Source organism: Providencia sp., from assembly GCF_052096715.1.
Lineage (GTDB): Bacteria > Pseudomonadota > Gammaproteobacteria > Enterobacterales > Enterobacteriaceae > Providencia.
Map to the genome: position 1 here is coordinate 18,608 of NZ_JBQDNB010000012.1, position 23,338 is coordinate 41,945.

32 protein-coding genes are annotated in these 23,338 nt (G+C 41.2%); 26 read left to right on the forward strand and 6 right to left on the reverse strand.

Translation table 11 applies throughout. The features are described from left to right. Window positions 1-250: 250 nt before the first annotated feature. Both ACTH6U_RS11155 and ACTH6U_RS11160 read right to left on the reverse strand, forming a co-directional pair. Window positions 251-1,228, reverse strand: a complete 978-nt coding sequence (locus ACTH6U_RS11155) for a phage integrase (RefSeq protein ID WP_287479334.1) — start codon at window positions 1,226-1,228, stop codon at window positions 251-253. Between the two features lie 66 nt (window positions 1,229-1,294). Beyond that, window positions 1,295-1,588: a helix-turn-helix domain-containing protein gene (locus ACTH6U_RS11160; RefSeq protein WP_287479332.1), complete on the reverse strand. Its 294-nt coding sequence runs from the start codon at window positions 1,586-1,588 to the stop codon at window positions 1,295-1,297. Between the two features lie 127 nt (window positions 1,589-1,715). Between ACTH6U_RS11160 and ACTH6U_RS11165 the strand changes: the two genes are divergently transcribed. Together ACTH6U_RS11165 and ACTH6U_RS11170 are read left to right on the forward strand one after the other, a co-directional pair. Continuing rightward, window positions 1,716-1,988, forward strand: coding sequence for a Cox family DNA-binding protein (locus tag ACTH6U_RS11165; RefSeq protein ID WP_287479330.1), 273 nt, complete (start codon window positions 1,716-1,718; stop codon window positions 1,986-1,988). Between the two features lies 1 nt (window position 1,989). Next, window positions 1,990-2,172 carry a hypothetical protein gene (locus tag ACTH6U_RS11170; protein WP_441832215.1) on the forward strand — a complete coding sequence of 61 codons (183 nt, stop codon included), beginning with the start codon at window positions 1,990-1,992 and terminating at the stop codon, window positions 2,170-2,172. 91 nt (window positions 2,173-2,263) lie between these two features. On the opposite strand, the gene ACTH6U_RS11175 is transcribed toward ACTH6U_RS11170, so the two are convergent. Continuing rightward, entirely contained in the window at window positions 2,264-2,494 is a 231-nt protein-coding gene (locus ACTH6U_RS11175) for a hypothetical protein (protein WP_287479328.1), read from the reverse strand. Between the two features lie 137 nt (window positions 2,495-2,631). Here ACTH6U_RS11175 and ACTH6U_RS11180 point away from each other — a divergent pair, with 137 nt between their 5' ends. The 8 genes from ACTH6U_RS11180 to ACTH6U_RS11215 all read left to right on the forward strand — a co-directional run bounded on the left by ACTH6U_RS11180 (window position 2,632) and on the right by ACTH6U_RS11215 (window position 8,615). After that, complete coding sequence (locus tag ACTH6U_RS11180) at window positions 2,632-3,066, forward strand: DUF5347 family protein (RefSeq protein WP_441832216.1); 435 nt, start codon at window positions 2,632-2,634, stop codon at window positions 3,064-3,066. Between the two features lie 73 nt (window positions 3,067-3,139). Next, window positions 3,140-3,361: a DUF2732 family protein gene (locus ACTH6U_RS11185; protein ID WP_441832217.1), complete on the forward strand. Its 222-nt coding sequence runs from the start codon at window positions 3,140-3,142 to the stop codon at window positions 3,359-3,361. Next, window positions 3,354-3,575 carry a TraR/DksA family transcriptional regulator gene (locus tag ACTH6U_RS11190; protein WP_441832218.1) on the forward strand — a complete coding sequence of 74 codons (222 nt, stop codon included), beginning with the start codon at window positions 3,354-3,356 and terminating at the stop codon, window positions 3,573-3,575. The genes ACTH6U_RS11185 and ACTH6U_RS11190 overlap by 8 nt, the downstream gene beginning before the upstream one ends. 1 nt (window position 3,576) lies before the next feature. Then, entirely contained in the window at window positions 3,577-4,392 is an 816-nt protein-coding gene (locus ACTH6U_RS11195; RefSeq protein WP_441832219.1) for a DNA adenine methylase, read from the forward strand. Beyond that, window positions 4,392-4,715, forward strand: a complete 324-nt coding sequence (locus ACTH6U_RS11200) for a hypothetical protein (RefSeq protein WP_441832220.1) — start codon at window positions 4,392-4,394, stop codon at window positions 4,713-4,715. The genes ACTH6U_RS11195 and ACTH6U_RS11200 overlap by 1 nt, the downstream gene beginning before the upstream one ends. Then, window positions 4,708-7,110 carry a replication endonuclease gene (locus ACTH6U_RS11205; protein ID WP_441832221.1) on the forward strand — a complete coding sequence of 801 codons (2,403 nt, stop codon included), beginning with the start codon at window positions 4,708-4,710 and terminating at the stop codon, window positions 7,108-7,110. The genes ACTH6U_RS11200 and ACTH6U_RS11205 overlap by 8 nt, the downstream gene beginning before the upstream one ends. A 464-nt stretch (window positions 7,111-7,574) precedes the next feature. Continuing rightward, window positions 7,575-7,784: a hypothetical protein gene (locus ACTH6U_RS11210; RefSeq protein ID WP_441832222.1), complete on the forward strand. Its 210-nt coding sequence runs from the start codon at window positions 7,575-7,577 to the stop codon at window positions 7,782-7,784. Window positions 7,785-7,787: 3 nt separating this feature from the next. Next, window positions 7,788-8,615 carry a hypothetical protein gene (locus ACTH6U_RS11215; RefSeq protein WP_441832223.1) on the forward strand — a complete coding sequence of 276 codons (828 nt, stop codon included), beginning with the start codon at window positions 7,788-7,790 and terminating at the stop codon, window positions 8,613-8,615. Between the two features lie 389 nt (window positions 8,616-9,004). On the opposite strand, the gene ACTH6U_RS11220 is transcribed toward ACTH6U_RS11215, so the two are convergent. After that, the gene (locus ACTH6U_RS11220; RefSeq protein ID WP_441832224.1) at window positions 9,005-10,036 is read right to left on the reverse strand and encodes a phage portal protein; all 1,032 of its coding nucleotides are present in this window, start codon (window positions 10,034-10,036) and stop codon (window positions 9,005-9,007) included. 1 nt (window position 10,037) lies between these two features. Continuing rightward, window positions 10,038-11,756, reverse strand: a complete 1,719-nt coding sequence (locus ACTH6U_RS11225) for a terminase large subunit domain-containing protein (RefSeq protein WP_441832225.1) — start codon at window positions 11,754-11,756, stop codon at window positions 10,038-10,040. Between the two features lie 147 nt (window positions 11,757-11,903). On the opposite strand from ACTH6U_RS11225, the gene ACTH6U_RS11230 reads away from it, so the two are divergent. The 16 genes from ACTH6U_RS11230 to ACTH6U_RS11305 all read left to right on the forward strand — a co-directional run bounded on the left by ACTH6U_RS11230 (window position 11,904) and on the right by ACTH6U_RS11305 (window position 22,869). Beyond that, the gene (locus ACTH6U_RS11230; protein WP_287479313.1) at window positions 11,904-12,752 is read left to right on the forward strand and encodes a GPO family capsid scaffolding protein; all 849 of its coding nucleotides are present in this window, start codon (window positions 11,904-11,906) and stop codon (window positions 12,750-12,752) included. 28 nt (window positions 12,753-12,780) lie between these two features. After that, on the forward strand, window positions 12,781-13,833 hold the full coding sequence (locus tag ACTH6U_RS11235) for a phage major capsid protein, P2 family (RefSeq protein WP_287479311.1): 1,053 nt from the start codon (window positions 12,781-12,783) through the stop codon (window positions 13,831-13,833). Window positions 13,834-13,886: 53 nt separating this feature from the next. Beyond that, entirely contained in the window at window positions 13,887-14,684 is a 798-nt protein-coding gene (gpM, locus tag ACTH6U_RS11240; protein WP_287479309.1) for a phage terminase small subunit, read from the forward strand. 93 nt (window positions 14,685-14,777) lie between these two features. After that, a complete protein-coding gene (locus ACTH6U_RS11245; protein ID WP_287479307.1) occupies window positions 14,778-15,263 on the forward strand; it encodes a head completion/stabilization protein in 486 nt (161 codons plus the stop codon). After that, complete coding sequence (locus ACTH6U_RS11250; RefSeq protein WP_287479305.1) at window positions 15,263-15,463, forward strand: tail protein X; 201 nt, start codon at window positions 15,263-15,265, stop codon at window positions 15,461-15,463. Before ACTH6U_RS11245 ends, ACTH6U_RS11250 begins: the two co-directional genes overlap by 1 nt. 2 nt (window positions 15,464-15,465) lie before the next feature. Next, window positions 15,466-15,735 carry a hypothetical protein gene (locus ACTH6U_RS11255; protein ID WP_287479304.1) on the forward strand — a complete coding sequence of 90 codons (270 nt, stop codon included), beginning with the start codon at window positions 15,466-15,468 and terminating at the stop codon, window positions 15,733-15,735. Then, entirely contained in the window at window positions 15,735-16,280 is a 546-nt protein-coding gene (locus ACTH6U_RS11260; protein ID WP_441832226.1) for a lysozyme, read from the forward strand. The genes ACTH6U_RS11255 and ACTH6U_RS11260 overlap by 1 nt, the downstream gene beginning before the upstream one ends. Window positions 16,281-16,329: 49 nt before the next feature. Continuing rightward, window positions 16,330-16,779 carry a lysis system i-spanin subunit Rz gene (locus ACTH6U_RS11265; protein WP_441832227.1) on the forward strand — a complete coding sequence of 150 codons (450 nt, stop codon included), beginning with the start codon at window positions 16,330-16,332 and terminating at the stop codon, window positions 16,777-16,779. A 151-nt stretch (window positions 16,780-16,930) separates the two neighbouring features. Beyond that, on the forward strand, window positions 16,931-17,341 hold the full coding sequence (locus ACTH6U_RS11270) for a phage tail protein (protein ID WP_287479301.1): 411 nt from the start codon (window positions 16,931-16,933) through the stop codon (window positions 17,339-17,341). Between the two features lie 14 nt (window positions 17,342-17,355). Further along, a complete protein-coding gene (locus ACTH6U_RS11275) occupies window positions 17,356-17,997 on the forward strand; it encodes a phage virion morphogenesis protein (RefSeq protein ID WP_287479299.1) in 642 nt (213 codons plus the stop codon). Beyond that, complete coding sequence (locus ACTH6U_RS11280) at window positions 17,994-18,623, forward strand: phage baseplate assembly protein V (protein WP_287479297.1); 630 nt, start codon at window positions 17,994-17,996, stop codon at window positions 18,621-18,623. Before ACTH6U_RS11275 ends, ACTH6U_RS11280 begins: the two co-directional genes overlap by 4 nt. After that, window positions 18,620-18,958, forward strand: a complete 339-nt coding sequence (locus ACTH6U_RS11285) for a GPW/gp25 family protein (protein WP_287479295.1) — start codon at window positions 18,620-18,622, stop codon at window positions 18,956-18,958. Before ACTH6U_RS11280 ends, ACTH6U_RS11285 begins: the two co-directional genes overlap by 4 nt. A 3-nt stretch (window positions 18,959-18,961) precedes the next feature. Beyond that, complete coding sequence (locus ACTH6U_RS11290; RefSeq protein ID WP_441832228.1) at window positions 18,962-19,870, forward strand: baseplate assembly protein; 909 nt, start codon at window positions 18,962-18,964, stop codon at window positions 19,868-19,870. Next, entirely contained in the window at window positions 19,863-20,474 is a 612-nt protein-coding gene (locus ACTH6U_RS11295) for a phage tail protein I (protein ID WP_441832229.1), read from the forward strand. The genes ACTH6U_RS11290 and ACTH6U_RS11295 overlap by 8 nt, the downstream gene beginning before the upstream one ends. After that, on the forward strand, window positions 20,471-22,192 hold the full coding sequence (locus tag ACTH6U_RS11300; RefSeq protein ID WP_441832230.1) for a phage tail protein: 1,722 nt from the start codon (window positions 20,471-20,473) through the stop codon (window positions 22,190-22,192). The genes ACTH6U_RS11295 and ACTH6U_RS11300 overlap by 4 nt, the downstream gene beginning before the upstream one ends. After that, complete coding sequence (locus tag ACTH6U_RS11305) at window positions 22,192-22,869, forward strand: tail fiber assembly protein (RefSeq protein ID WP_441832231.1); 678 nt, start codon at window positions 22,192-22,194, stop codon at window positions 22,867-22,869. The genes ACTH6U_RS11300 and ACTH6U_RS11305 overlap by 1 nt, the downstream gene beginning before the upstream one ends. Before the next feature lie 35 nt (window positions 22,870-22,904). Here the strand turns inward: ACTH6U_RS11305 and ACTH6U_RS11310 are convergent, their stop codons facing one another. Further along, on the reverse strand, window positions 22,905-23,333 hold the full coding sequence (locus tag ACTH6U_RS11310; protein ID WP_287479285.1) for a phage tail protein: 429 nt from the start codon (window positions 23,331-23,333) through the stop codon (window positions 22,905-22,907). Window positions 23,334-23,338 lie beyond the last annotated feature (5 nt).

Here is a 23,338-nt window from a genome sequence, read left to right on the forward strand (position 1 = left end):
AGTGAGATAAGTAAAATTTAAGTCGTGAAGTGAGTTTCAAAATGTAAGTAGTGAAGTAGCAACAAATGAAGTTTTTCCTTGCCATAGACACCATCCCTGTCTTTTAAGCCCCTTTTAGGGGCTTTTTTTTCAATGAGTTATGTTTTCATTCCTTTAAAAACAGTTACTTATCAAAATTTAAAAGGCTATGAAAGTTCATCAAAGTTCGCAGAGGTGGACGGAAACTGGACGGTCGCCCACCTCGGTTTAATTAAATTTTCATGCCATTTAATGGATTAAGTTTTATTGCTAGCTGTAAATAATCAGGTGCTAAATGAGCATAGGCCATTGTTTGGTTAATGCTCGCATGTCCTAATATTTCTTTCAGTGCAACAATATTTCCCCCATTCATTACAAAGTGGCTAGCAAACGTATGACGTAAAACGTGTGTTGCTTGTCCTCTTGGTAAATCGGGTTTTATTTCCTTTAGCTTTTCTCTAAAGGTGTTGTAATCCACTGTAAATAATTTTCCTGATTTTTTGGTTTTGATCTGTCCTACCAATTCATCAGAAATGGGAATTACCCTTTTCTTACCATTTTTTGTTTGCAAAAAAGTCACGCGCCCATTTTGAACTTGCTCACTGTGCAGTGTTTCAGCTTCGCTCCACCTTGCTCCGGTACTTAAACAAAGTAGTGCTATGAGTTTATAATCACCAGATACAGCATTAAGCAATGTTGCTATTTCTTGCTCATTTAAAAAGGTAAGCTCTGGTTGTTTCTCTTTAAGTGGCGGTAAGCCCTTTAATGGATTTTTGCTCTTGAATAATTCTAGTTTTTCAAGGGCGGTTAACATTCCTGATAAGCGATACAAATCTCTGTTAATTGTTGCTGGGCTAATGCCATCAATTAACCGTGAGCTACGATGTTCAAGTAGCGCGTGCTTATCCAGTTGATTCACTGTCGGATTTCCAAGAGATTTTATTGATTTCAATAAATGTCTTTTTTCAATGAGTCCATTTTTCAATGTTTGACCATGATATAACCACCACTTATCAAGTAATTCATTCAGCCTAACTTTTCCAGCAAGTTCTACGTTACCTGAAAATTTCTTTGCATTAACAATTGCGTACTTTTCGAATGTAACAGCTTCTACTTTGCGATCAAAAATCCGTCTTAATCGCTTTCCATCTTGCCCGTTTGGGCGCATATCCACTTCGTATCGACCATCATTGAGCTTCTTAATTGCCATAAGTAAGCCCTCCGATGTAGCTGACTGACTGTGACCAGCAGTAATCAGAATATAGATATAGGACGTCTAACCAGTTTTCTTTTCTGAGCGGCGTAAGGTTTCTTTCTCTAGCCCATCGTGTGCGAGAGCCGGAGCAATTTGTCCGGCCTCGGGGAGTGTTTTATCGCTAATTATCCATAAGGCGTATTTTTCAAATTTTGGATGCTTAATTATTTTTGAAAGTGTCGTAACGCTAGGCTCTTGATAGCCTGCCTCAATTTTTTTAAGCGTACTGATAGATATATCAACTAAATCAGACAATTGAGATTGGCTGTATCCTTCTGCTTGTCTTACAGCCTTAATTTTTTGAGGTATGTCCATTGACTTGGTTCTCTTATCGAACTAATATTCCGTTATCGGTTCCTTATTTGAACCGATTGACGCGCGAGTTACCTTATAAAACCAGAAATAAAAGGCTTTAAAAGGCTTAACCAAACGAGGGTATCAAATGAGTAAAGAACAAATCAATGTGAAATATCCGGTTAGCGCTGTCCCGCTTGCTAGATTTGCGGAGTTGATCGGTAAAAATCATGAAGCTGTAAAGACAATGGCTAAGCAAGGTAAGTTGCCGATTATCGAATTTCGAGATCCAACAAAACCAAAAAGCCGCGCTGGTGAAATTTGGGTAAGTATTACTGAATTTAATCGCGGGATGGATGAGGCGTTTTATAGCCGAACGGAAGATCAGCGTAAAATGTGGCTTCTGTGGGTTGGGCTGTAATATGCAAATATTGCAGCTTAAATCCCATTGCTTTATTTATCGTGGTTTCACTATCAAAAAGTATCCACGAAATAAATTACGCCAGATAACGCGCTATCAAGTTTCACAGAATGAACAATCATTCGGGTTATTTGATGCAATGGCGGAAGCAACAAAATATATAGATGAACTTTACGGGGTTTAATAAATGGATATTTCAGGAAAAATAAGAAAGAGAATGATAAATAAAGATGTAATTCGTCTTTCTTATTTTAAATTCGGTAGCATTCTAAAAATTAATGCTTCTGATTATTCCCGCCAAGTAATTTTTCGGCGTCAATATAATGTTGCAGGAAAGCAACCAGATCCGTTGCTTGTTCAACAGTGAGACCAGTAAATAGCTCGCCATTTTTAGGTAATTTATGTGGTGGTTTTAAACGGTAATCGAATTTAATACAGGCTAGCTGATTATGAATAACGTATTCAACACCGGCAGGAATAAATATAGGAACTTCTTTTTTAGACATGAATCTTCCTCTTTTGAGTGGCTGTTACGCCTGATTCCCTTCAAGAAATCACAGGCGAAGCAAATATACCACACGCCATGTTTTCGGTCATGGATAAAAAACCGTCAATATCGATTCTAAATAATGAGGGTTTGATTATGGGTAACACGGCAATGAAAGAAATAGATAATACAGGCAAGAAAGTAAATACAGCCGAGATTATTAGTTTTCAATCAAAGCTGGTAGATGCCCCTAGTATAAAAAGAAAGTCTTATGAGCGGTACTATAATGATGGAGGAACACTCACAGAACGCACCGCAGCACTGAATAAAGCGGCAGAGCTGAGAACTCAATTACTACAATGCCGTAATGAAGAACCAACAAATCAACAATTATCAGGTTTCATTGATTACTTACGTAAACAAGATAAAAGAATATTAGATATGATTTTTCATCTTGCAAATCTAAGTGATAAAAAAGAAATGAGATTTGACGATTTAATTATTAGCGAACAAAAACAGTTTATTAATGCACTTAATCAAATAAAGGCATTAAATGCATTGTTACCAACACATATAGTAATGCCAATCTAATTTAAATTTAATTATTAAAAATAATGACGTTGATTCGTCAGGACTTTTTACAATCTAAATATAGGTAATAAATATGAGAACATTCCCCGACCCAATATTTACCCCTGTTGCAGAAAACATAAAAGCGAACCGAGAAGATGAGCGCAAATCACTTGTTAGTGGATTCGCTGATCGTCAGCGTTCACTTGCATACAAAGTTTTAGATGAAAAGCTTAATTACGGTGAAATGCATCAATTATTGATGAGCGAAGCTGAGTATTTAGAGAATCAAGCAGCGGAGCTGAATCATGTCTAAAGAAATTGATCGTGCCAGTGACCACGAAATATTAATGAGAGAACAACAGATAAAGGCAATTACTAGCCGCCCTCGTGGTGTTTCTTCTTTTTTTTGTGAGTGTTGCGGAAAACCTATTCCCGAAAATCGCCGTATTGCATCCATTGGCTGCACGTTGTGCATTGACTGCCAAACGGTATCAGAACTTAAAAGTAAACATTATCGGAGCGTGTGATATGGCTAATAAAACCATACTCAAATGGGCTGGCTCTAAAGTTCGCATCATGGAACAACTACGCCCACATTTACCAAATGCAAAGCGTTTAGTTGAACCGTTCGCTGGTTCTTGCGCTGTGATGATGAATACTGACTATGAGCAGTATTTAATTGCAGATGTTAATCAGGATTTAATTACGTTATATCAATGTGTTTCTGACCCTATAGAGGATTTTTTCGAATCATTATCCTTTATTTGGGAGCGATTTAATAAAAGAGACATTTATTACGCTATTAGGGATAGATTCAATAACAGCAAAGGGAGTACTAGCCCATACAATAATGCGGCTGATTTTCTAATATTAAATAGGCATTGCTATAATGGGCTATGTCGATATAACCAAAGTGGTGGCTTTAATGTTCCTTTTGGAAATTATAAGAAGCCATATTTTCCTAGAAATGAAATTATTTCATTTTCTGAAAAAGCCCAACATGCTGATTTTGTTTGTCTTGAATGGCAAGACACCCTTTCATTAGTTGAAGATAATGACGGTGTTTATTGTGATCCTCCATATATGGCTGGTCGTGATGGTTTTACTCAATATCACACAGCCGGCTTTACTGATGCTGACCATGAAGCGTTAGCGATTGCCTTAAAAGATATTAATGACAATCAAGGTAATCCGGTAACTGTTTCTAATTCCCCCCAGGCTAAAACACTTTACGCCGACCTTGGTTTTACTATTCATGAAATAGAAGCACCTCGCACAATTGCAGCAAATGGTTGTCGTAAGCCAGCAAAAGAAATTATCGCTGTATTGAAGGGGGTTAAGTAATGATGCTTGATCCTATCGATGGTGTTTATATCAGCGGTACACGCTTTGCTATCCAGCGCCATGTTGATACAGAAAACAATAAAATCATTTGGCGGTTGCTGTCATTTAACCGCCGTACTCGTTGTTATAGCCTTGTTTGCTGCCATTCTGATCCGTGGATGTTAGCGATTGACTTAGTTTCTTATCATGTTCAAAACGTTAAAGGGCGGGGCATTAAAACGTTAGATGTTTATCGTGAAGCGGTAGACATAATTTCTCGCCGGTGTGAAACCGCGATTAATCTATTAAGACCAGAAACATTAGGCGGGGCGCTTAATGTCTAAGATATTAGATTTTTCTACGTTACCGCTGACTTATACCGCGGATATGGTATTTCCTTATCCGTGGAATAAGCCAAAAGAAAATAATTACTATAAATCCGATATAGAAAGACCGCTTACCCGTGAACAAATTGTTCAGGGGCAAGCGATTTTAAGTGATATTCAAACCTTGCCGCGCGTTCTGCGCTATCGCTATCAAAAACACTATGACAACTTATTAAAAGAAAGTGGGCTACGTAAAGCCCATGACTTTTTATATTACCGTTTTCATGAGCAAGTATGGCAAAGATTACTTGTTATCAATGCACGATATGAAATTGAAACAAAAGCATTATTAACAATCTCAACTCGTTTATCGCCTGATGTTAGCCAATATAACCGGTTGTTTGATTTGAATGATAAGTCGGTGAAAAAGTTGGCTGAAATTATTGCTGTCGGTTTCTCTAATTTGTATGAAACCTATTGCGATAAGTTTACAGAACAGAATAACGGTGATCGTGAAGTTATCTATCAAGATTCAGTACAAACAGAAATTTACGGGCGTTTGGCTGAGTTGGTGAAAGGATTACATATTGCCCCGCTTCATTATAAAGCCTACTGCCGAGTTTTGAAAAATCGCAAAAAAGGCAAAGGTAAACAAAATCTAGAAATTAGAAAAGTGATAGCGGCTGTACAGCGCTTGGTTAATGCAGACTTTTGGTGTCGAAAGTTAAAAGCCCACCGCACTCAATGGCTAGAAGCCTTAATGATTGCCAATATGGATGTTTGCCAAAATCGCAACCCATATGCGAGTAAACAAGCTATTCGCGCAGTGCAAGCGCAGCGTTTATCTAATATGCAATACCTGCAAGGCATGGATATTCAAGATGTTGAAACCGGCGAACGTTTTGACCTATTTGATAAAGTTATGGCGAGTGTTTCAAATCCTGAAATTCGTCGGATGGAGCTTATGGCTCAAATGGCAGGGATTGAACGCGTAGCGAAAGAACGTGGCGATATTGGTATGTTTATTACACTAACTTGCCCGTCAAAATACCATCCAACAAAGCTACGTAAACGTAAAAAAGATGTGATCGCAGTACTTAATAGTAAATGGAAAAATGAGGCCTACACACCAAAGGACGGGCAACAGTACTTAGTCAAAGTTTGGTCGCGTATTCGTTCGGCATTTAATGATAATAACATTGATGTTTATGGTGTTCGTGTTGTCGAACCGCATCATGATGGCACACCGCATTGGCACATGTTGTTATTTGTTGATAAAGCAAGTCGGGCAAAAGCCATTGAGATCATGCGCAAACGTGCATTAAAAGAAGATGGTGACGAGGCCGGTGCACATAAATACCGTTTTGAATGTAAACACATGAATCGCGGTGGTGCAGTAGGCTATATCGCAAAATATATTGCTAAAAATATTGATGGCTACGCGCTTGATGGTGAGATAGACCACGAAACCGGCAAAGATTTAAAAAGTATGGCTGCGGCAGTTACCGCATGGGCTTCAACTTGGCGTATACCCCAATTTCAATTCTATAAACTCCCATCAAAAGGCGCTTACCGAGAGTGCCGTCGTTCTTGTTTACGTGGCGTTTCTATTGCTGAAAAACTTGGTGAGGTTGCAGAGCGAGTACGCGCAGCAGCAGATAGCGGTGATTTCTTTGAATATGTTATGTCACAAGGTGGCCCGTGTATTCGCCGGCGTGAAGAAACAATCCGTGTTGCCCGTGAGATCAGTGACGTCAATGTTTACGGTGAAGATGTTCAGAAAGTTGTCGGTATCTATAACCAATTGAAAGCCGGTACGCCAGTCATTAAAACGCGCGATAGAAAGTATCAAATCGTCAAGAAAAGCGATGTTGACGTTGACCTTAATCTTTTAAGAAGCGACAGCGGAGCGCCTCGGAGTCCTGTCAATAACTGTAGATCACGGATCACATCCAATCTATCAGATGTACAATTTTACGAGCCTGAGCTTGGTTCAGGGGAAGTATGCAACATAAAGGAATACGGTTTCGCGTTTATAGAAACAGACGCTAATAACGCCGCAGGTAGCGAAATATCACAGAGTAATCAGCAAAGACAGATATCAAAAATTGAATTAAGCGAGAGTGATAAAGAAATTCAGTCGGAAATAGTTACTTTTGCCAATGAAGTCGGTTTTGAATTCGATATTCCACAGGTTGAAACCATGTTTACTAAAGGTATGGGGGTTAGTGACGGTAACTATTATCTGAAATTAGATGGGGAACGGCTGAGGTTAGAGTTAACCGAGGATGGAAAAGAGCAAAGAAAACAAGAAATAGCAGCACAAAAAGAGCATAGAAGTCAGAAGTATAAACAACGGTGCGCTGATGCATTGGCGCGAATCACAAAATTGAGGGCAAAAAATGCTAACTAAGTATCTAGTATTCGTCGGTCTTTGGTGCGCTTTCGCGTTATGTGTTGGTTTGGTTTATGACTGGGTGAATGTTTGAATATTGATATAAAAGTAACACAGATGGACATAATAATTTTACTTCATTCATGTTAGAAATTAGACATGTATAATTATAAATTAACTGTATATATGTACAGTATTTGATTTTGTGCTATACTGTGACCTATAAAGAAATGGATAGTGTTATTGTATTTCGTATAGTGTCACTAGGTAAGGTCAAAGCACAACATGTAGTAACTGATTGTAAAGATGTCACAAAGTTTGCTCAGTAAGTTGATAAAAAAATCTTTTTGATATACATAATGTGTAATAGATTTTTGTGGTAAAGACCACAACCAAGAAAAACGATATGTAGTTTTTATGGAAAGACTGAGTAACTTAAGGAGTGACTCGGTTTTTTTTAATTGTAAAAAAAGGAGGTATCTATGTCACTAGTTCTAGGATTTGACCTTGATGTAGGTATGTTTAACTCTCAAGATAGATTAAAAAAAGTACTTAAAGATAACCGTGGTCGTTACACAATAACGAAAAATGGTTATGTCGAACTTGACTTATCAAATGATAAGGTTAAAGAAGCCATCAAAGAACAGATAGATCAACTAAAAGGTATTAAAGAAGAGTCACGGGGCGAATAATTAATGAATACGATTATTTTCGTCATTGTTCTTATTAGTGGTTATCTATATGTAAATACTGCAATTTCTTCCAAATATATATTTAAGCGTTCCGCTGGTTGGGACGCTTATTTTTTTGTGGCTGTTTGGGGCGTTTGTTTTACTGTTGTAGCGTGGTTACTTTGTTCCGCATTAAGCCTATTTGGTACTTTTCGATATCTGTATAATATTTTACTATCTAATGGATATATTGACTCAGAAACTATCAATCGTATGTTTCCTTTATCCTTGTCTGATAAACTAAAATTTGCAGATCTTAAATTTGCTATCTTTGGTTTGGTGTCATTATTTTTGGCTTTTTCAGCCGGCTATTTACAAAGATGGTGGGTGAATCGTGATGAAGATAGAATGATTGATGCTCTAGCTAGAGCAGTTAATAATGACCCGCTAGAAAGCATGCTGATAGAAGCGTCTGTTAGGAGTTTTCCTGTAATTCTTACTTTAAGCTCTAGAAAAATTTATGTTGGGCTCATTAGTTGTCCTAAATTTGAGCATGGAAAAGCTGAATATTTGCAACTTTTGCCGTTGCTTAGTGGTTATCGTGATAAAGATGACTTAACTGTAACAATAACAACTAATTATAGACGACATTATATCGATAGCGGTATAGCGAATGGATTAGGGGATACTCAACTTTCGTTATCTGATTTTAGAACATTAATACCAAAAGAAGAAGTTGAAGGAATTTCATTCTTTGATGCTAATACATATTCTAACTTTAAAGAAAAAGAGCAGAGCGATAAGAATAAATGTACTTCATTAACAGAATCGTTCATGCCAAAAGATAAGTAAGATAATATTGTTTATTAAGAAACCGCCATTTAACAGGCGGTTTTTTAATGCCTAAAATAAGGTCACAATTTCGCATCAGATTGCACAAATTTAACCTTGATTGATTTTCTGCTCAGTGCCTGTACTGGTGCGGCTTGCCCCCATCGGCACAAATGCACAAAAAAGCACACCTTTTGTGTGCGGGCGAGGCGGGGGAGCAATCGCGCGCAATGGGTTGTAGGTGGGGTTATTTTTTCGCACGTTTGAGGCGTAAAAAAAAGGCGCTTTTAGCGCCTGTGTGAGGTAGGTTGAAGTGTTTTAATTTAAACTGCGGCTAGGTATAGGTAATAATTGAAAGCCATGTGATAGCGTACAGTTTGATACAGAGGATAAGTATTTTTATCTCGTTATCACTTGCTACCCAGGGCATCTAACAAAGCGTACTGATTGAAGCGTATGACTTCCTCACCTAACCACTCATTGATAGACTTCAAGCTTTCAATGATGGGTGATAATTCATTGATAGAAAAGACTTTAGCTGCTTTCTCTATGTCACCAAAGTTACTCGAACCACTTGGAACGATACCCATTAGTTGCGGTGGCACACGGTGCATTGCGAGCAAGTCATCGCGCGTTGTATCTTTCACGCTCATGAATTCATCTTTCGCGGCAATTTGGCTGAACGGTAATATTTGAATACCGTCTTTCTTACCGCCTGCCGCATAGACAAACAAATTTTTAAAGGCGCCGCCCTGCCGTGATTTTTGCAATGATTCTTTTAAGTCGTTGACACCGTTGGGATCGGCGAGTGTGTCATTAAGATAAACAATCACGCCAGCGTGTGACCCATTTTCATAATAGTTAACACGAAAGGTTGTTGCTGACCGATTCAATTTTGCCGAGATAAGGCCAGATAGATACTCAGGTAAGCCATATATTTCTTGGTTAATATCAGGATTGATTAAGTGAAACACATCGCCGCGTTTAAATTCGTGGGCTTCACGAAAATTTTGGACGAAGAAATAATTATCCAGGTCAACACCACGGCGAGTATATTTAGCCGGTGAGCGCTTAAGCTGCAGTAAGCCGCCAAGGCGATTGCGCCGACGTTCAAAGTACGCATTACCAAATACTAAATAATCAAGAACATAAGCGCTCATTTCTTTATAAGTCAGTGAGTTATGAGGAATGAAGCAACTCATAATCACATTGCGTTTAAAAAATAAGGGTGATTGATGATGCACTGCAGAGTGAAAGGCGCGCGCAATACCATAAAAATCAAGCGGCGTTTCGTACCATTTTCCATTTTTGGCGCATTCCATACAATCAAGCAAATCATAAGCGCCCATGACTGGGATCGGATTATCAAAGGTAAAAGCGGCACACTGGTTTTCAGCGGGTAAATTAGTTGTATTGGTCACAACGGGTAATTCTGTTTGCATTTTAAAACTCCGATATACACGAACCTTCGTTCGCGGTTTCGCTGCCAATAGGCTCGCCATATAAAACATTCATGATTGACCAGGCAATATCACCATGATCAATGCCGCGTGTTCTATCTGATGTATAAGTAACAATGCCGCCTGGTGTAATCACTTTTTTGATTGTCATGAATGATGATGCGATATGCTGCGCACCGGCATCGTATTCAAGGCGACCGTTACGAATTAACATTTGTGCTTTGAGCACCATCAACCGCTTAACGGGCGCTGAATAACCAATCATTGTTGCGGCAGGATAGAATTTTTTAACTAACTCATAAACGGCTTCACCTGTACCACCTGTACCATCAACGGTGATCCCTATGACGTTATAGCGCAATGTCAGTTTTTTTATTTCCTCAGCTTGCTTTTCAAATGCCATACCTCGAAAACGTAATGCTTCAACCACACGCCATTTACCGCCAGTGACTGCAGGTGGAGATAGAACGGCAATGCCTAAGCCGTCACCATTGCCACCGGTTCCTGTAGGGTCAGCTCCAATATGCACAGGTTTATTACCAAGAGGGCGATGTGTATAAGGTTTCCAATCAGGCCAAACGTCACGGTTATACCCGTCAACACCACGTGCAATAAGGGCGTTGTAATCAAAGGCACGTTCACCGGCTTTAACAAACTGGCAGTTATATAGATTTTCAAAATCATCAGGGGTGTTTTCGCTTTCGATTTCTTCCAGGGAAACGAGGTCAAAACCAGAGTTAAGCGCATCATGAATAGTGACGATTTGACGCCAGATGTTATCACCGCCTAACTGACCGTTTTTTAGTGTTTTATGGCTGGTATCAATGAGAATTTTTTTACTTTCAGCGCGCGCATTATTAAAAAAGTCACCTGTCCAAAACGGATAGGCTTCATGCTCTTCTGATGATGGCGTCGAAAAGTAAGTACGGCGCAAGCCTATTTGAGTTGCCATAGCTGCGGCGACTTTACGTAGGTTCATAAAGTTAGCTGTCCAAAAGAACTCATCAAAATGGAGATCGCCAGTGTATGACTGCGCCGTAGCTGCGGACGTACCAAGGAAAAATAGTGTCGCGCCATTGGCTAAAATGATTTTATCACCGCCTTTTAATTCAACGCCGACAATCCTTGCAAGTGCTTGAATGAAGACTTTAAATTGTAGTGCCTGGGCGCGACTTGCTGATAGAAATATTTGGTTATTACCTGTTTCTAGCGCATGGATTAATGCTTCCCTGGCAAAATACCAGGTCGCTCCAATTTGCCGTGACTTTAAAATCATTCGATTGCGGCGGTGTTTTTGCTTGTACCATTTCTTTTGATGTTCATAGAGCGAATCCAGCACAAGTTCGCGTAATTGGTCTATTTGATCGTCAGTGAAATGATTTTTCGGGGCTTTCGGTTTCTTTTCTGTTTCGTGCTGTTCATTCGACTTGTTAAAGCGTTCTAGCTGGCGACCTAAAAAATCAAGAACTTTGAAGTCATGGGCGGTCAAATTTTCTTTTGACATTAAACGTAAAATACGGACATGAGTTTCACTGCTAAGGCGCTGCATGGCCTCGGTTTCATCCCATTTATCCCGCCGGCGCCACGAATAAATAGTGTTAGCACTCACATTTAAGTGAGTGGCTATTTGTGAAACGCTGTATGCCTGCCAATAGAGGCTTTTCGCTTCCTGTCTCGGATCGCGTAGTGAGTCTGTCATCATGTATCAACTTTCCCACATCGCGCGCGTACACCTCCATAATTTTAACTTGTCACATCGACACGACAAGGCAAAGGTTTTGAAACTGAAACAATCACTTGCGAAGATATAAGCACACGGAATTGTCGCTATCTTCGGAGTGAAAACCCAATGTCAAAGGACAATAAAACACTACAAGTCATCGTCTGCACTGAGGGCGGAACACTTAACGGCTTTGCTGTTACGCGTGACCAAATCAAACAGATGGCTGATAACTACAGTACGCAACTATATGCGGCTCGCATCAATTTAGAACACATCACGAGTATTTATCCTGATAGCCAATGGCGTCACTTTTCAATGGTTGATTCTGTTCGTGCAATAGAGCTGGAAGATGGTCCATTAAAGGGAAAATTGGCGCTAGAAATTACCGCCACAATCGACCCTATTAAAGACGCTGGATTAGTTGCACTCAATCAAAGCGGCCAAAAAATATTTTCAAGTATCGAATTCTTACCTGATTGCCCGAATGATGCTGCTAAAGGTGCGTACTTAACAGGCGTTGCATTGACAGATACGCCGGCAGCGTTTGGTACACAGGTTATCAAGTTGAGCAACCGAGAACGTGGTTTACCCGTAGATGCGAATAATACCTATACGGCATCACTTGAAACGATGGTGAAGCTAACTGCAGCGGCAATACAGGAAAAAAATGACCAGCTAACGCTATCAGATCAATTTGTTGCAGGTATTAAAAAAATACTTGGTATTCAGAAAGAGGCCGGAAGTCAAGAAGTCGCCGCCCTAAGAGAGGGGATTAGCCTGACTGCAGATACCTGTGCAAAAGCACTAAAAGAGGTAGAAGCGCTCAAGGCTGAAAATGAAACTCAAGCCAGCGATATCAATAAGTTGACGCAGGAACTTGAAGCCTTGAAATCACAGCTCACTAATACTGATGCAGGCGGTGAACAACGTCAACTTTCCACCGGTAACGGCGGGTTTGTTCAGTCTGAATATTAATTAAACCCGATATTAAGGAATGACCAACATGTCATATACACCAGAAGTACAAAAGGCGTTTTTATCTTACCTAGATAATCAAGCGCGTTTGAATAATACCATTCGCACCGATGATAAATTGCAATTTACAGTTGATCCGTCTGTGCAGCAAAAAATTGAAAAGGCAGTGATGGAACATCACCCTTTCTTAAAAGAAATCAATTCGTTTGGTGTGACTGAGCAAAAAGGTGAAACCATTCTTATCGCAGTTAACAAACCAATTGCGAGCCGTAATACCTCAACATCTGATCGTCGTGAGCCTCAGTCAGTAAATGATTTAAATGCTAATCGTTACTCATGTGAGCAAACCAATTTTGACACGATGATCCCCTATACACAGTTAGATGCCTGGGCGGGTCACCCTGAATTTCAAAATCTGATTAATCAGCAAATTTTACAGCGTGAAGCACTAGACCGTCTGATGATTGGTTTTAATGGTGAAAAATGCGAACTGAAATCAGACCGCCTAGCAAATCCATTATTACAAGATGTCAATATCGGTTGGCTGCAGTTGATGCGTGACCGAGCACCTCAGCGAGTAATGAAAGGGGTCACACTAACTTCACGCGATGAAGATGGGAAAATCATTACAAAAGGTCAATATGCCAATATTGATGCTGTTGTTTACGATGCAGTAAATAGTTTGATTGATCCGTGGCATCGCAATGCGGCTGGACTTGTTGCGATTGTAGGCCGCCAACTGGTGACACAAAAAAACTTCAAGGTTATCAACCAGCATAGCCAGCAAAATCCAAACATGGAATTACTCGCAGGTAATGAACTATTAAAACTTAGTTCAGTAGGCGGTATTCCTTCTGTTCAAGTGCCTTATTTACCTGACGGCGCTGTCTTTATTACGACCATGAAAAACCTATCGCTTTACTGGCAGAAAGGAAAATTAACTCGTTTTATTAAAAATGAGCCAGAGTACAACCGAATCGCGACTTATGCACAAAGTAACGATGGTTATGCTGTAGAAGATTACGGTTTAGCTTGTTTGATAGAGGGTGTGACGTTTGCTGGTGCTGAAAGCGGCGAGTAACAGTAAAACCACCGGTATCGCTGTGATATCGGTATTTTCTCGGGGGATGTGTAATGGAACAACTAACACCGGCGCAGCAACATTGGCGTAAAACAATGGCAGAGCGCCGAGGCGACGAACAAACAACCGAAAATATGACGGCATACGACCAAATTTTACACCGCTTACGTCATGACCAGACACGGCTTAGCTATATTCAAGGCACTGAATTCAAAATTGAGTACAAAAAAACGATTCTTGATCAGTACGAGCCTTGGATTGATGGCGTGTTATCTGCCAACACAGGGCAATCGGATGAAGTTTTTACAACCGTTCTTGTTTGGCAAATTGACTGTGAAAATTATGATCGTGCGCTTGATATGGCGGATTACGTTCTTGCTTATAACTTGCCATTGCCAGAACGCTATAACCGCACACCGGCAACAATGGTGATTGATGAAATTTGTGATAAAGCGCTGACATTATTTGCTGCAAGTGTTGATAAAGAAAAATTAATTTCTATCAATGTGTTAGAGCGTTTAAACGAGATAACCAAAACGTATGATGTGCCTAATGAAGTCCGTGCAAAACTCTATAAATCATTAGCTTATACATTACGTTTAAATGACAACATTAACGACAAGTCGCAGGCCGTTGAATTGATGCAAAGCGCATTGTTATTGCATGAAAAAGTTGGTGTTAAGCGTGATATTGAATTACTGCAGCGTGAAATTAAAAAAGTTTCAGTAAAACAAGACGACACGCCGCCAGTAGAGCCTGTAAACGTCGAAAAGTCAGAGCCTAAAAAGGCGACAGCGACGAAAGCCACCACGAAAAAGACAACAACGACACGGAAAAAAGCCGCGTCTTAACCAAATGCACCCCCGTGTGCCACGGCGGCACGATGAGACAGGGCGAATAACTTTGTTTTCATCGTCCACCGCCGTTTTTTATTGAGGTGACAAATGAACGGGCTAGTTGCTAAGAAAACCATTGCGCCAACAGATGAAACAATCGATATCAATGACCAGGGTGAAGTCGTTAAAACAATCCCGTTTTACCCAGAAATTAGGCTATCTGATCTCCGTTGGGCGATGCGTATCAATGGAACGGTAACAACGGCAAGGTTGAAGCATGCAACAACGAATTCAGTTATTTATGTTAATGACTTATTAAATCAGTGGAAAAGTGAACAAGTGGTTGATTCATTGGGAAAAATACCTTCACAGCCCGTAAATAACGAAACTAAGCATACATTTTTATATCGTCATGCAGTGTACAGCTACACAAAAGCTTATTTGATTGAAAACTATCGTGATATTGACACAACACGCGATGGAGAAAAGCACGCAGAGGCATTGAGTACTCAAATTGATGATTTGAAGCGTGATACACAAAACGCAATCCGTGATTTGACCGGCGAGAAACGCATGATTGCGGAGTTAGCATAATGAAATTTCAGGCACATCAAGGTGATACCGTTGATTTATTGTGTTTTCGCTACTACGGACGAACACAAGGCGTTGTTGAGCAAGTTTTAAATGCTAACCCTGGTTTGTGTCTGACAACTGAATTAAAAGCTGGTCAATGGGTTGATATGCCAGACATTACCGAGCCTAAACAGAAAGACATTATTCAGTTGTGGGATTAGGAATGGACGAAGTAAACAGCAGACTTACCTACTTTTTCGCCACAGTTGGTGCGTTTTTTTCCGGTTTTACGCTTTATGAAATTGGTTTTCTATTTGGGCTTATTGTCAGTGTGGTTTTGGGCGTTTTGAATTATTTGCTTAATCGCCGTTCACAGCAAAAAAGGACGGAGATATGGGCAGATTATGTGGACACCTTAAAAAGACAAAGCGAATTAGGCAACGCCACTGAGTCAGTGAAAGAATTTATCACAGCACCTAAACAGGACTTGTAATGCGACAAAATAACTTGAATTTATTCAGTAAAGCAATGATTGGCTTGTTATTGAGTGGTGCCGGTGCAACTGCAATTCTTGACCAGTTTCTTGATGAAAAGGAAGGAAATTTACTAACGTCTTATCAAGATGCCGGCGGTGTTTGGACAATATGCCGAGGTGTCACGCAGATAGATGACAAGCCAGTAAAAAAAGGTATGACAATGACGGATGAACAATGCGCAAAAGTAAATCGAATTGAAGCTGAAAAGGCGGTTAATTGGGTGTTGCGTCATGTCAGAGTGCCATTAACAGACGCTCAAGTCGCCGGTATCGCCAGTTTCTGTCCATACAATATCGGTCCTGGTAAATGCTTTAGTTCGACATTTTATAAAAAGCTCAACAGCGGCGATAAAAAAGGCGCTTGTCAGGAAATTAAACGCTGGATTTTTGATGGTGGTAAAGATTGTCGCCAAACCAAAGGGCAGAAAGACGGCTGCTATGGGCAAGTACAACGACGTGGTCAAGAGTCAGCATTAGCGTGTTGGGGGCTTGATGATGAATAAAAACGGTCTTTCAACGTATCTCATTATTGGCCTGGCATTGTTGGTGATTGTGGGTAAATGGCATTACGACAAAAAAATAGCGGTACAAACGGCTATGCATGAAACGACTATTACCGCGATAGCCCTTGAAGCAAAGATGCACAGTGATGCCGTGATTGAGCGTATGAAATCAGCGCAACGTACCGCCGCTACATTGGATACGGAATATTCAGGAAAACTTAAACATGCACTTAATGAAAATGATCGTCTTCGTCGTTCCCTTGTTAATGGTGATAAGCGGTTGCAGTTCGCCAAAGCCGACCTTGCTACCTGTGAGTTGTCAGCAAGCCGAAATACCGGCAGCGGCAGCGTGGGCGATGGAGCCGAAATCCGATTCTCTACAGAAGCTGGACAGCTTATTTACGATATCAGAGGCGGAATTATTAGCGACCAAACAAAATTAGATTATTGGCAGACCAGAGCGATAAAGCTTGAAAAACAATGCAGGTTAGTGCCATGAAAAAAGCATTATGTTTTATCGCAATTATTTTATATCTGTGTACATTTTTTTGGTTTAGTTTTTATATTTCAATAGATAACAGTTGCAAAGTGGATAAGCCAAGCTTGGAAAAGCGTTGTCTTCGTGCCATTGAACATTATCGGGGGCAGTGATGTTAAAACCGAAATTGTTAAGAGAGTTTATCGCAAAAAGCGACCTGTTTTTTCAGCAAAGCACCGAAGCACTCGAAGTCTATGTGACTGAGGGGCAAGTCATTGCAACCGGAACGGCGAGCAATTCATTTTTGTATCGCTACAAATTGAATGTATTGGCAATGGACTACCCGAACCCGCTGGATAATTTAACGTTGCCAGTGATGAAGTGGGTTCGTGAGCAGCAGCCTGATTTGATTTTTAACCCTGATAAACGCGAAGCCGGTATTCGTTTTGATGCTGATATTTTAGATAACGATACCGCCGATATTTTGATTGTTTTGCAAGTGACCGAGCGAGTCATTGTTGATAGTTCCAGCGGTAAAGATGTGATCACCCATCTGCCGGAACCTAAATTTCAGCCTAGATAAAAGAGGGGGTAATCGTGAGTAATGAAAATTCACTATTTGCACAGTTAGATGATGAATTATCGCGGTTGCTTTCAACAGCAAGCCCAGCTTATCGCCGCCGGTTATCAGCCAGACTGGCAAAAGCAATTAGAACAGACCAGCAAAAACGTATTCGAAGCCAGAAAAACCCTGATGATTCAGCATATAAGACAAGAAAAACAAAAGTATTACGTTCAAAACAAAGCGTTGAATTTTTGTATAAAGGTGAGGTTCGCCGGTTGCGTAGCTGGCGCAGTACAAAAGGGCGTAATGGTCGCATGATCACTGGCTTTGATGAAGAGCGAGGTGCGCTAAGGTCATTTTATCGCAGTGATATTGACAAGTTTTTAGCCATTAATTTATCTGAAACAAAGCGAAGCACTAAGCGGCCTGATCCTATGTTTCAACGATTACGAACCGCCAAATTTTTACGGATGCAATCAACACCTGCCGCTGCCGTTGTCGGTTTTCAAGGGCGAGCCGCCGCGATTGCACGACAGCACCAATACGGACTAAACGGAACAATCAACGAACTGGCAAAAACGCAATATCCAAAACGTGAATTATTAGGCTTGTCGCCCCATGAACGCATTGGATTACTTGAAATTATTTATCAAGATTTAATGAGTGCGAAATGAATATTAATGAGCTTGAACGCCTAATTTCTAATATTTTGCGAGTCGGTATCGTTGCAGAAATCGACTTAGAGAAAAAAGTGTGTCGTGTGAAAACGGGTGAAAATCTCACAGATTGGATCATGTTTGGTACAGACCGAGCCGGTGCGGGTCGCTCTTGGTGGGCGCCAAGTGTTGGCGAGCAAGTGTTAATCGGTGCGATTGGTGGTGAACTCAGTACTGCGTTTATTTTGTGCTCGCTGTATAGCTTCAATCATGATGCCCCAAGCCATTCAGCAGAGGCCATGCATAAGACGTTTAGTGATGGTTCCGTGATTGAGTACGAGCCAGAAACGGGGCAATTATCTGTGACCGGTATTAAAAAAGCCGTTATTAGTGCCAGTGATGAAATTGACGCAACTGCACCAACCGTAATTGTTAATGCCAGTAATCAAATTAATTTTAATACACCGAAAGTGGTGTGCTCAAACAATCTGACGTGTGCCACGTTGAATGTTGAAAAAGGCGGTGAAATGACCGGTAACTTTAATCATACGAAGGGCAGCATTAAATCGAATGGCATCACTTTGCATGATCATAAACATAGTGGTGTTGAGCGTGGCGGCAGTCAAACGGATACTCCTCAATGATGTATGGCGGATTTGATAAAAATACAGGCCGGCAAATCAATGATGATGCGCATATTTGCCAGAGCATTAATGACATTTTAATCACACCAATTGGTTCGCGAGTGATGCGCCGTGAGTATGGTTCTTTCCTGATGGAGCTAATTGATCAGGCTGATAACAAATCATTGCGTTTAAAAATAATGAGTGCGTGTTACATGGCGTTATTGCGTTGGGAGCCTCGAGTCAGTTTGCAAAAAATTGAAGTGAAAAAAAGTGATGAAGGAATTACAACGCTTTATCTGCAGTGTATGAAAAATGACGGTCAACCTTTAGTAACGACAATTCCAGTGAGGTAAACCATGCCAACGATTGATTTAAGCTTACTGCCACCCCCGGACGTTGTCGAAACACTAGATTTTGAAATTTTATTTGCAGAGCACAAAGCGGCATTGATTGAAGCAACACCGGAAGAGCAGCGAGCCGCTATTGCGCGCACATTAGAATTAGAGTCTGAGCCGCTAGTCAAGCTATTACAAGTCAACTGTTATCGCGAGTTACTTTTACGGAAACGTGTTAATGAGGCGGCAAGAGCTTCAATGGTTGCTTTTGCAATGGGCACAGACCTTGATCAGTTAGCCGCCAATAATGGCGTTAAGCGATTAGTGTTATTTGCTGGCGATGAAAATGCGATCCCATCCATCCCGCCAGAGTATGAATCCGATTCAGATTTACGGGTACGCATCCCTGGTGCATTTGAAGCGTTGAGTGTGGCGGGTCCTATTGGTAGCTATGAATATCATGCACGCTCTGCTGATGGTCGTGTTGCTGATGCATCCGTGATTAGTCCAAAGCCGGCTTATGTCACTGTTACGGTGTTATCCCGTGAGGGGAACGGCACCGCACCGGTTGATTTGATTGAAAAAGTGAATGTGGCTTTAAATGATGAAGATGTTAGGCCAGTGGCTGACCGAGTGACCGTTCAATCTGCAGCGATAATGAATTATGAAATCGAAGCCGTGATCTATTGTTACCCTGCACCTGAATATGAACCCATCACCGAAGCTGCAGAAGCACAACTAAAGCGGTATACGACACAACAACACCGGCTAGGCCGTGACATTGTACTAAGTGCCATTTATGCGGCCTTGCATGTTCAAGGTGTGCAGCGTGTTGAAATTAAAAAGCCGGCTGCAGATATCAAACTGGATAAAACGCAGGCCAGTTACTGCACCAATATTAATGTGATGTTAGGTGGTTCCGATGAGTAGCCAATTGTTGCCCGTTGGTTCATCCAAACTGGAAATTGCAGCGGCAGAGGCTTGCGCTCAACTTGAAAAAGTACCTGTGCCAATTCGTGAGCTGTGGAACCCTGATTTATGCCCTGTACATTTACTGCCGTATTTAGCCTGGGCGTTCAGTGTTGACCGGTGGGATAAAAACTGGACAGAAAAAGCCAAGCGCGATGCGGTCAAGGCGGCGATGTTTATTCACAAACACAAGGGCACGATAGGCGCATTACGCCGCGTGGTTGAACCGCTCGGTTATTTGATTCGTGTTGTCGAGTGGTGGAAAACCAACGAAACCCCGGGCACGTTTCGCCTTGATATTGGCGTATTGGAAACCGGTATCACCGAGGAAATGTATCAAGAATTAGAAGCGTTAATTTTTGATGCTAAGCCGGCGAGCCGTCACCTTGTAGGGCTCACTATTCAGCTTGAAAGTAAAGGTGCGTTTTATTGTGCCGCATCAAGCTATACCGGTGATTCGCTCACTGTTTATGCCTATACCCCACCTTTAATTTCTGTTTCTAGCCTTGATGTTCGCGGCGCAGCTATTCACCTAATAGATGAAATGAGGATTAATCCACAATGAAATACTTTGCTCTACTCACTAAGTTAGGTGAGAACTTATTAGCCCAAGCCACCGCGCTAGGCACAAAGCTTGAATTAACCCATATGTCAGTGGGTGACGGTGGCGGTTCACTACCCACACCTGACACCAATCAAACAAAGTTAATTGCTGAAAAACGCCGAGCCGCTATCAATACGTTATTTATTGATGAGAAAAACCCAAATCAAATTATTGCTGAACAAATTATTCCGGAACAAGACGGCGGTTGGTGGATACGTGAGATAGGGCTATTTGATAAAGCCGGGAATTTAATTGCGGTGGCGAATAGCCCTGAGACCTATAAGCCGCAATTAGCCGAGGGCTCAGGACGCACGCAAACTATTCGTATCGTATTAATTGTTAGCCACACCGAATCAGTCACACTAAAAATTGATCCGTCTGTAGTGCTAGCAACACGTGAATATGTTGATGATTCAGTGAAAAAAAGCGTTGATGAGCACGAAAAAAGCCGTAAACACCCCGACGCGAGCACTACCGCTAAAGGCATGGTACAACTTGCTGATGTACTAAGTGCAGACAATGCCAAGGCTGTGACACCAAAGTTAGCAACGGAAATCAATCAACGCGCCCTAAGCGCTCAAACAACGGCTAATACTGCGGTTGACAATGCAGCAACAGCGCAGACGGCTGCAAATAATGCGAACACTAACGCAAACGGCCGTGTGCCGAATACACGCAAAGTCAATAATAAACCGTTAAACACAGATATTACACTGAATGCTGCGGATGTTGGGGCGCACAGCAAAGAGGAATCGAACGCGGAACTTGCATTAAAGTTTGATAAAACGGGTGGAACGGTTACAGGCAAAATTACGGTTAAACGTAATGGTGACGCAATTAATATTACCCCATTAACCGATGGAAGCGCCTCTTATATTCAGTTGGATGAATTTAGTGGTAAACGCGCGGGTTATATTGGATTTGGTAGCTCAGGGGCGTCAGCGGATACCTTTGCCATCCGGAATGACAGAGCTGATACACATCTACAAATTGTCAAAGATGCCGCATTAATTAATGGTACTCGGCTTTTGCCTGTCGGAGAGTCAGGAATTGGCGGCAAAGCGGAGCAAATAACAAACCCACTTATTGATTTACCTAACAAACAATCAGGGTTTTACCTCACTGCCGCAGGGGCAACGGGAGCACCCACGGCCGAGTATTATAATTATTGGTGGATTTCACGAGGTAGCACCACCTACGGTACAGTCATTGCAGTGGGGCGAAAAGGTGACATTTGGACTAATTCATTATCAGCCGGTACTTGGTTGGGATGGGTATCCTCATATACAACACTTAACACCACCAATGATGCCAACGGCTTCATCAGAACGGGCAGCGCTACCGCGCTGACTACAGGTCAAGTTGTGCAAACCTCAGGAACATCAGATTCTTACGTCATGAGTCAGAAAGCAGTTTCAGATAGGACTTTTGGACTTAACCAAGTGTGGCGAGATGTTACCAATGAGCGCACAAAAGGCACTACGTACACAAACTCCCGCAACAAAGCAATAATGATTTCAGTTGCAGGAAATGATTCATCCCCCACGATCACCGTAAATGGGACTGTCGTTAAAAAACCTTTCGAAAAGCATGACTATGGTACAGCGATTGTTCCTTCAGGGGCAACTTACGTTGTCAGCATGTCTGGAAGTGTTCTTCATTGGTCGGAGTTAGCATAATGATTTACTTTAAAAATAAAGATAGTGATGTGTACGCATACACTGAGTTGGATTTAGTGCAGGTGGATAGATTAAATGCGCTGGAGAAAACTCTGCCGGAAAAAGAACCGCTCGTTATTGATGCACAAAATGACTTACATCATGCTGAATCATTGCTTAATCAAGCCATTGCCTCATTTGAGCTTGAACTTGCTCAAATGCAGCCTGATGAGGAATATAGCGAAGAGTGGCACGGTGAGCACGAGGAGAGGCTGCAAGAGCTTAAACTGATTGTTGATGAAAAGGCGTCAATGCATGAAGAAAAATTGACACTTTTCAATCAAATCGACGCAGAATATCAATCTCTGAAAAGCGAATATGATGAAATGTTGCCTGTTTTCTTTGATATTAGAGACAACCTTAGTGTTTCAAAGAAAATGTCACAGAAAGAAATCGACGTGCATTTAAACCCGCCGATACCAAAAGAACAGCTAATCGCAGAAGCAGAGCAGCAAAAGCAGTCATTATTAGCTGAAGCTAATAATGCGATTGCACCGCTTCAATACGCTGAAAATTTAGGTATTGCAACAACTGAAGAATCCGCATCATTAGTTGATTGGCAAAAATACAGTGTTTATCTCAATCGTGTCGATACTTCAACAGCGCCCGATATCAACTGGCCTATAAAGCCAGAATAAAAAAAGGGGCGTTTCGCCCCTTAACTATTTATAAACTAAAGTGAAAGTATATCGTTTAAATCCATACCGGCTAGTTTCTCTCTCGAATCCTCATTTACCCTGGTCAACGTAATCGTAAATTCGATTCGCTTGGCTTTACCGTCACCGAAAAATAACGTTCTACCCTCACTCATGCTGTCCATGACATACATACCATAAATCATTCCTGTACCCTCAATCAGTGGATAAGGGCGCCCACGATAAGCAGATGTGCGTAACAGTTCCAGGGAAATATCACCGCCAGTCACTTCGGGAACAAGAACGCCCGTTAATGTGATCTTATCTTCGCCGGCACCAATGTATTGATAAGATGCAGAACGCCCGATAAGGTCATTTTTAGCATAGCGCCAACTCATAGACCGCTGTAAGTTTTGATACGGTATGGTTTCTAGCATAAAAACAAACATACCAAAAATCATCATCATGGTGA

What these genes read in the sequence shown, in the direction of transcription:
- ACTH6U_RS11155 (WP_287479334.1), bottom strand. Translation starts at nt 1,228, where the DNA reads ATGGCAATTAAGAAGCTCAATGATGGTCGATACGAAGTGGATATGCGC.
- ACTH6U_RS11160 (WP_287479332.1), bottom strand. Translation starts at nt 1,588, where the DNA reads ATGGACATACCTCAAAAAATTAAGGCTGTAAGACAAGCAGAAGGATAC.
- ACTH6U_RS11165 (WP_287479330.1), top strand. Translation starts at nt 1,716, where the DNA reads ATGAGTAAAGAACAAATCAATGTGAAATATCCGGTTAGCGCTGTCCCG.
- ACTH6U_RS11170 (WP_441832215.1), top strand. Translation starts at nt 1,990, where the DNA reads ATGCAAATATTGCAGCTTAAATCCCATTGCTTTATTTATCGTGGTTTC.
- ACTH6U_RS11175 (WP_287479328.1), bottom strand. Translation starts at nt 2,494, where the DNA reads ATGTCTAAAAAAGAAGTTCCTATATTTATTCCTGCCGGTGTTGAATAC.
- ACTH6U_RS11180 (WP_441832216.1), top strand. Translation starts at nt 2,632, where the DNA reads ATGGGTAACACGGCAATGAAAGAAATAGATAATACAGGCAAGAAAGTA.
- ACTH6U_RS11185 (WP_441832217.1), top strand. Translation starts at nt 3,140, where the DNA reads ATGAGAACATTCCCCGACCCAATATTTACCCCTGTTGCAGAAAACATA.
- ACTH6U_RS11190 (WP_441832218.1), top strand. Translation starts at nt 3,354, where the DNA reads ATGTCTAAAGAAATTGATCGTGCCAGTGACCACGAAATATTAATGAGA.
- ACTH6U_RS11195 (WP_441832219.1), top strand. Translation starts at nt 3,577, where the DNA reads ATGGCTAATAAAACCATACTCAAATGGGCTGGCTCTAAAGTTCGCATC.
- ACTH6U_RS11200 (WP_441832220.1), top strand. Translation starts at nt 4,392, where the DNA reads ATGATGCTTGATCCTATCGATGGTGTTTATATCAGCGGTACACGCTTT.
- ACTH6U_RS11205 (WP_441832221.1), top strand. Translation starts at nt 4,708, where the DNA reads ATGTCTAAGATATTAGATTTTTCTACGTTACCGCTGACTTATACCGCG.
- ACTH6U_RS11210 (WP_441832222.1), top strand. Translation starts at nt 7,575, where the DNA reads ATGTCACTAGTTCTAGGATTTGACCTTGATGTAGGTATGTTTAACTCT.
- ACTH6U_RS11215 (WP_441832223.1), top strand. Translation starts at nt 7,788, where the DNA reads ATGAATACGATTATTTTCGTCATTGTTCTTATTAGTGGTTATCTATAT.
- ACTH6U_RS11220 (WP_441832224.1), bottom strand. Translation starts at nt 10,036, where the DNA reads ATGCAAACAGAATTACCCGTTGTGACCAATACAACTAATTTACCCGCT.
- ACTH6U_RS11225 (WP_441832225.1), bottom strand. Translation starts at nt 11,756, where the DNA reads ATGATGACAGACTCACTACGCGATCCGAGACAGGAAGCGAAAAGCCTC.
- ACTH6U_RS11230 (WP_287479313.1), top strand. Translation starts at nt 11,904, where the DNA reads ATGTCAAAGGACAATAAAACACTACAAGTCATCGTCTGCACTGAGGGC.
- ACTH6U_RS11235 (WP_287479311.1), top strand. Translation starts at nt 12,781, where the DNA reads ATGTCATATACACCAGAAGTACAAAAGGCGTTTTTATCTTACCTAGAT.
- gpM (WP_287479309.1), top strand. Translation starts at nt 13,887, where the DNA reads ATGGAACAACTAACACCGGCGCAGCAACATTGGCGTAAAACAATGGCA.
- ACTH6U_RS11245 (WP_287479307.1), top strand. Translation starts at nt 14,778, where the DNA reads ATGAACGGGCTAGTTGCTAAGAAAACCATTGCGCCAACAGATGAAACA.
- ACTH6U_RS11250 (WP_287479305.1), top strand. Translation starts at nt 15,263, where the DNA reads ATGAAATTTCAGGCACATCAAGGTGATACCGTTGATTTATTGTGTTTT.
- ACTH6U_RS11255 (WP_287479304.1), top strand. Translation starts at nt 15,466, where the DNA reads ATGGACGAAGTAAACAGCAGACTTACCTACTTTTTCGCCACAGTTGGT.
- ACTH6U_RS11260 (WP_441832226.1), top strand. Translation starts at nt 15,735, where the DNA reads ATGCGACAAAATAACTTGAATTTATTCAGTAAAGCAATGATTGGCTTG.
- ACTH6U_RS11270 (WP_287479301.1), top strand. Translation starts at nt 16,931, where the DNA reads ATGTTAAAACCGAAATTGTTAAGAGAGTTTATCGCAAAAAGCGACCTG.
- ACTH6U_RS11280 (WP_287479297.1), top strand. Translation starts at nt 17,994, where the DNA reads ATGAATATTAATGAGCTTGAACGCCTAATTTCTAATATTTTGCGAGTC.
- ACTH6U_RS11285 (WP_287479295.1), top strand. Translation starts at nt 18,620, where the DNA reads ATGATGTATGGCGGATTTGATAAAAATACAGGCCGGCAAATCAATGAT.
- ACTH6U_RS11290 (WP_441832228.1), top strand. Translation starts at nt 18,962, where the DNA reads ATGCCAACGATTGATTTAAGCTTACTGCCACCCCCGGACGTTGTCGAA.
- ACTH6U_RS11295 (WP_441832229.1), top strand. Translation starts at nt 19,863, where the DNA reads ATGAGTAGCCAATTGTTGCCCGTTGGTTCATCCAAACTGGAAATTGCA.
- ACTH6U_RS11300 (WP_441832230.1), top strand. Translation starts at nt 20,471, where the DNA reads ATGAAATACTTTGCTCTACTCACTAAGTTAGGTGAGAACTTATTAGCC.
- ACTH6U_RS11305 (WP_441832231.1), top strand. Translation starts at nt 22,192, where the DNA reads ATGATTTACTTTAAAAATAAAGATAGTGATGTGTACGCATACACTGAG.
- ACTH6U_RS11310 (WP_287479285.1), bottom strand. Translation starts at nt 23,333, where the DNA reads ATGATGATGATTTTTGGTATGTTTGTTTTTATGCTAGAAACCATACCG.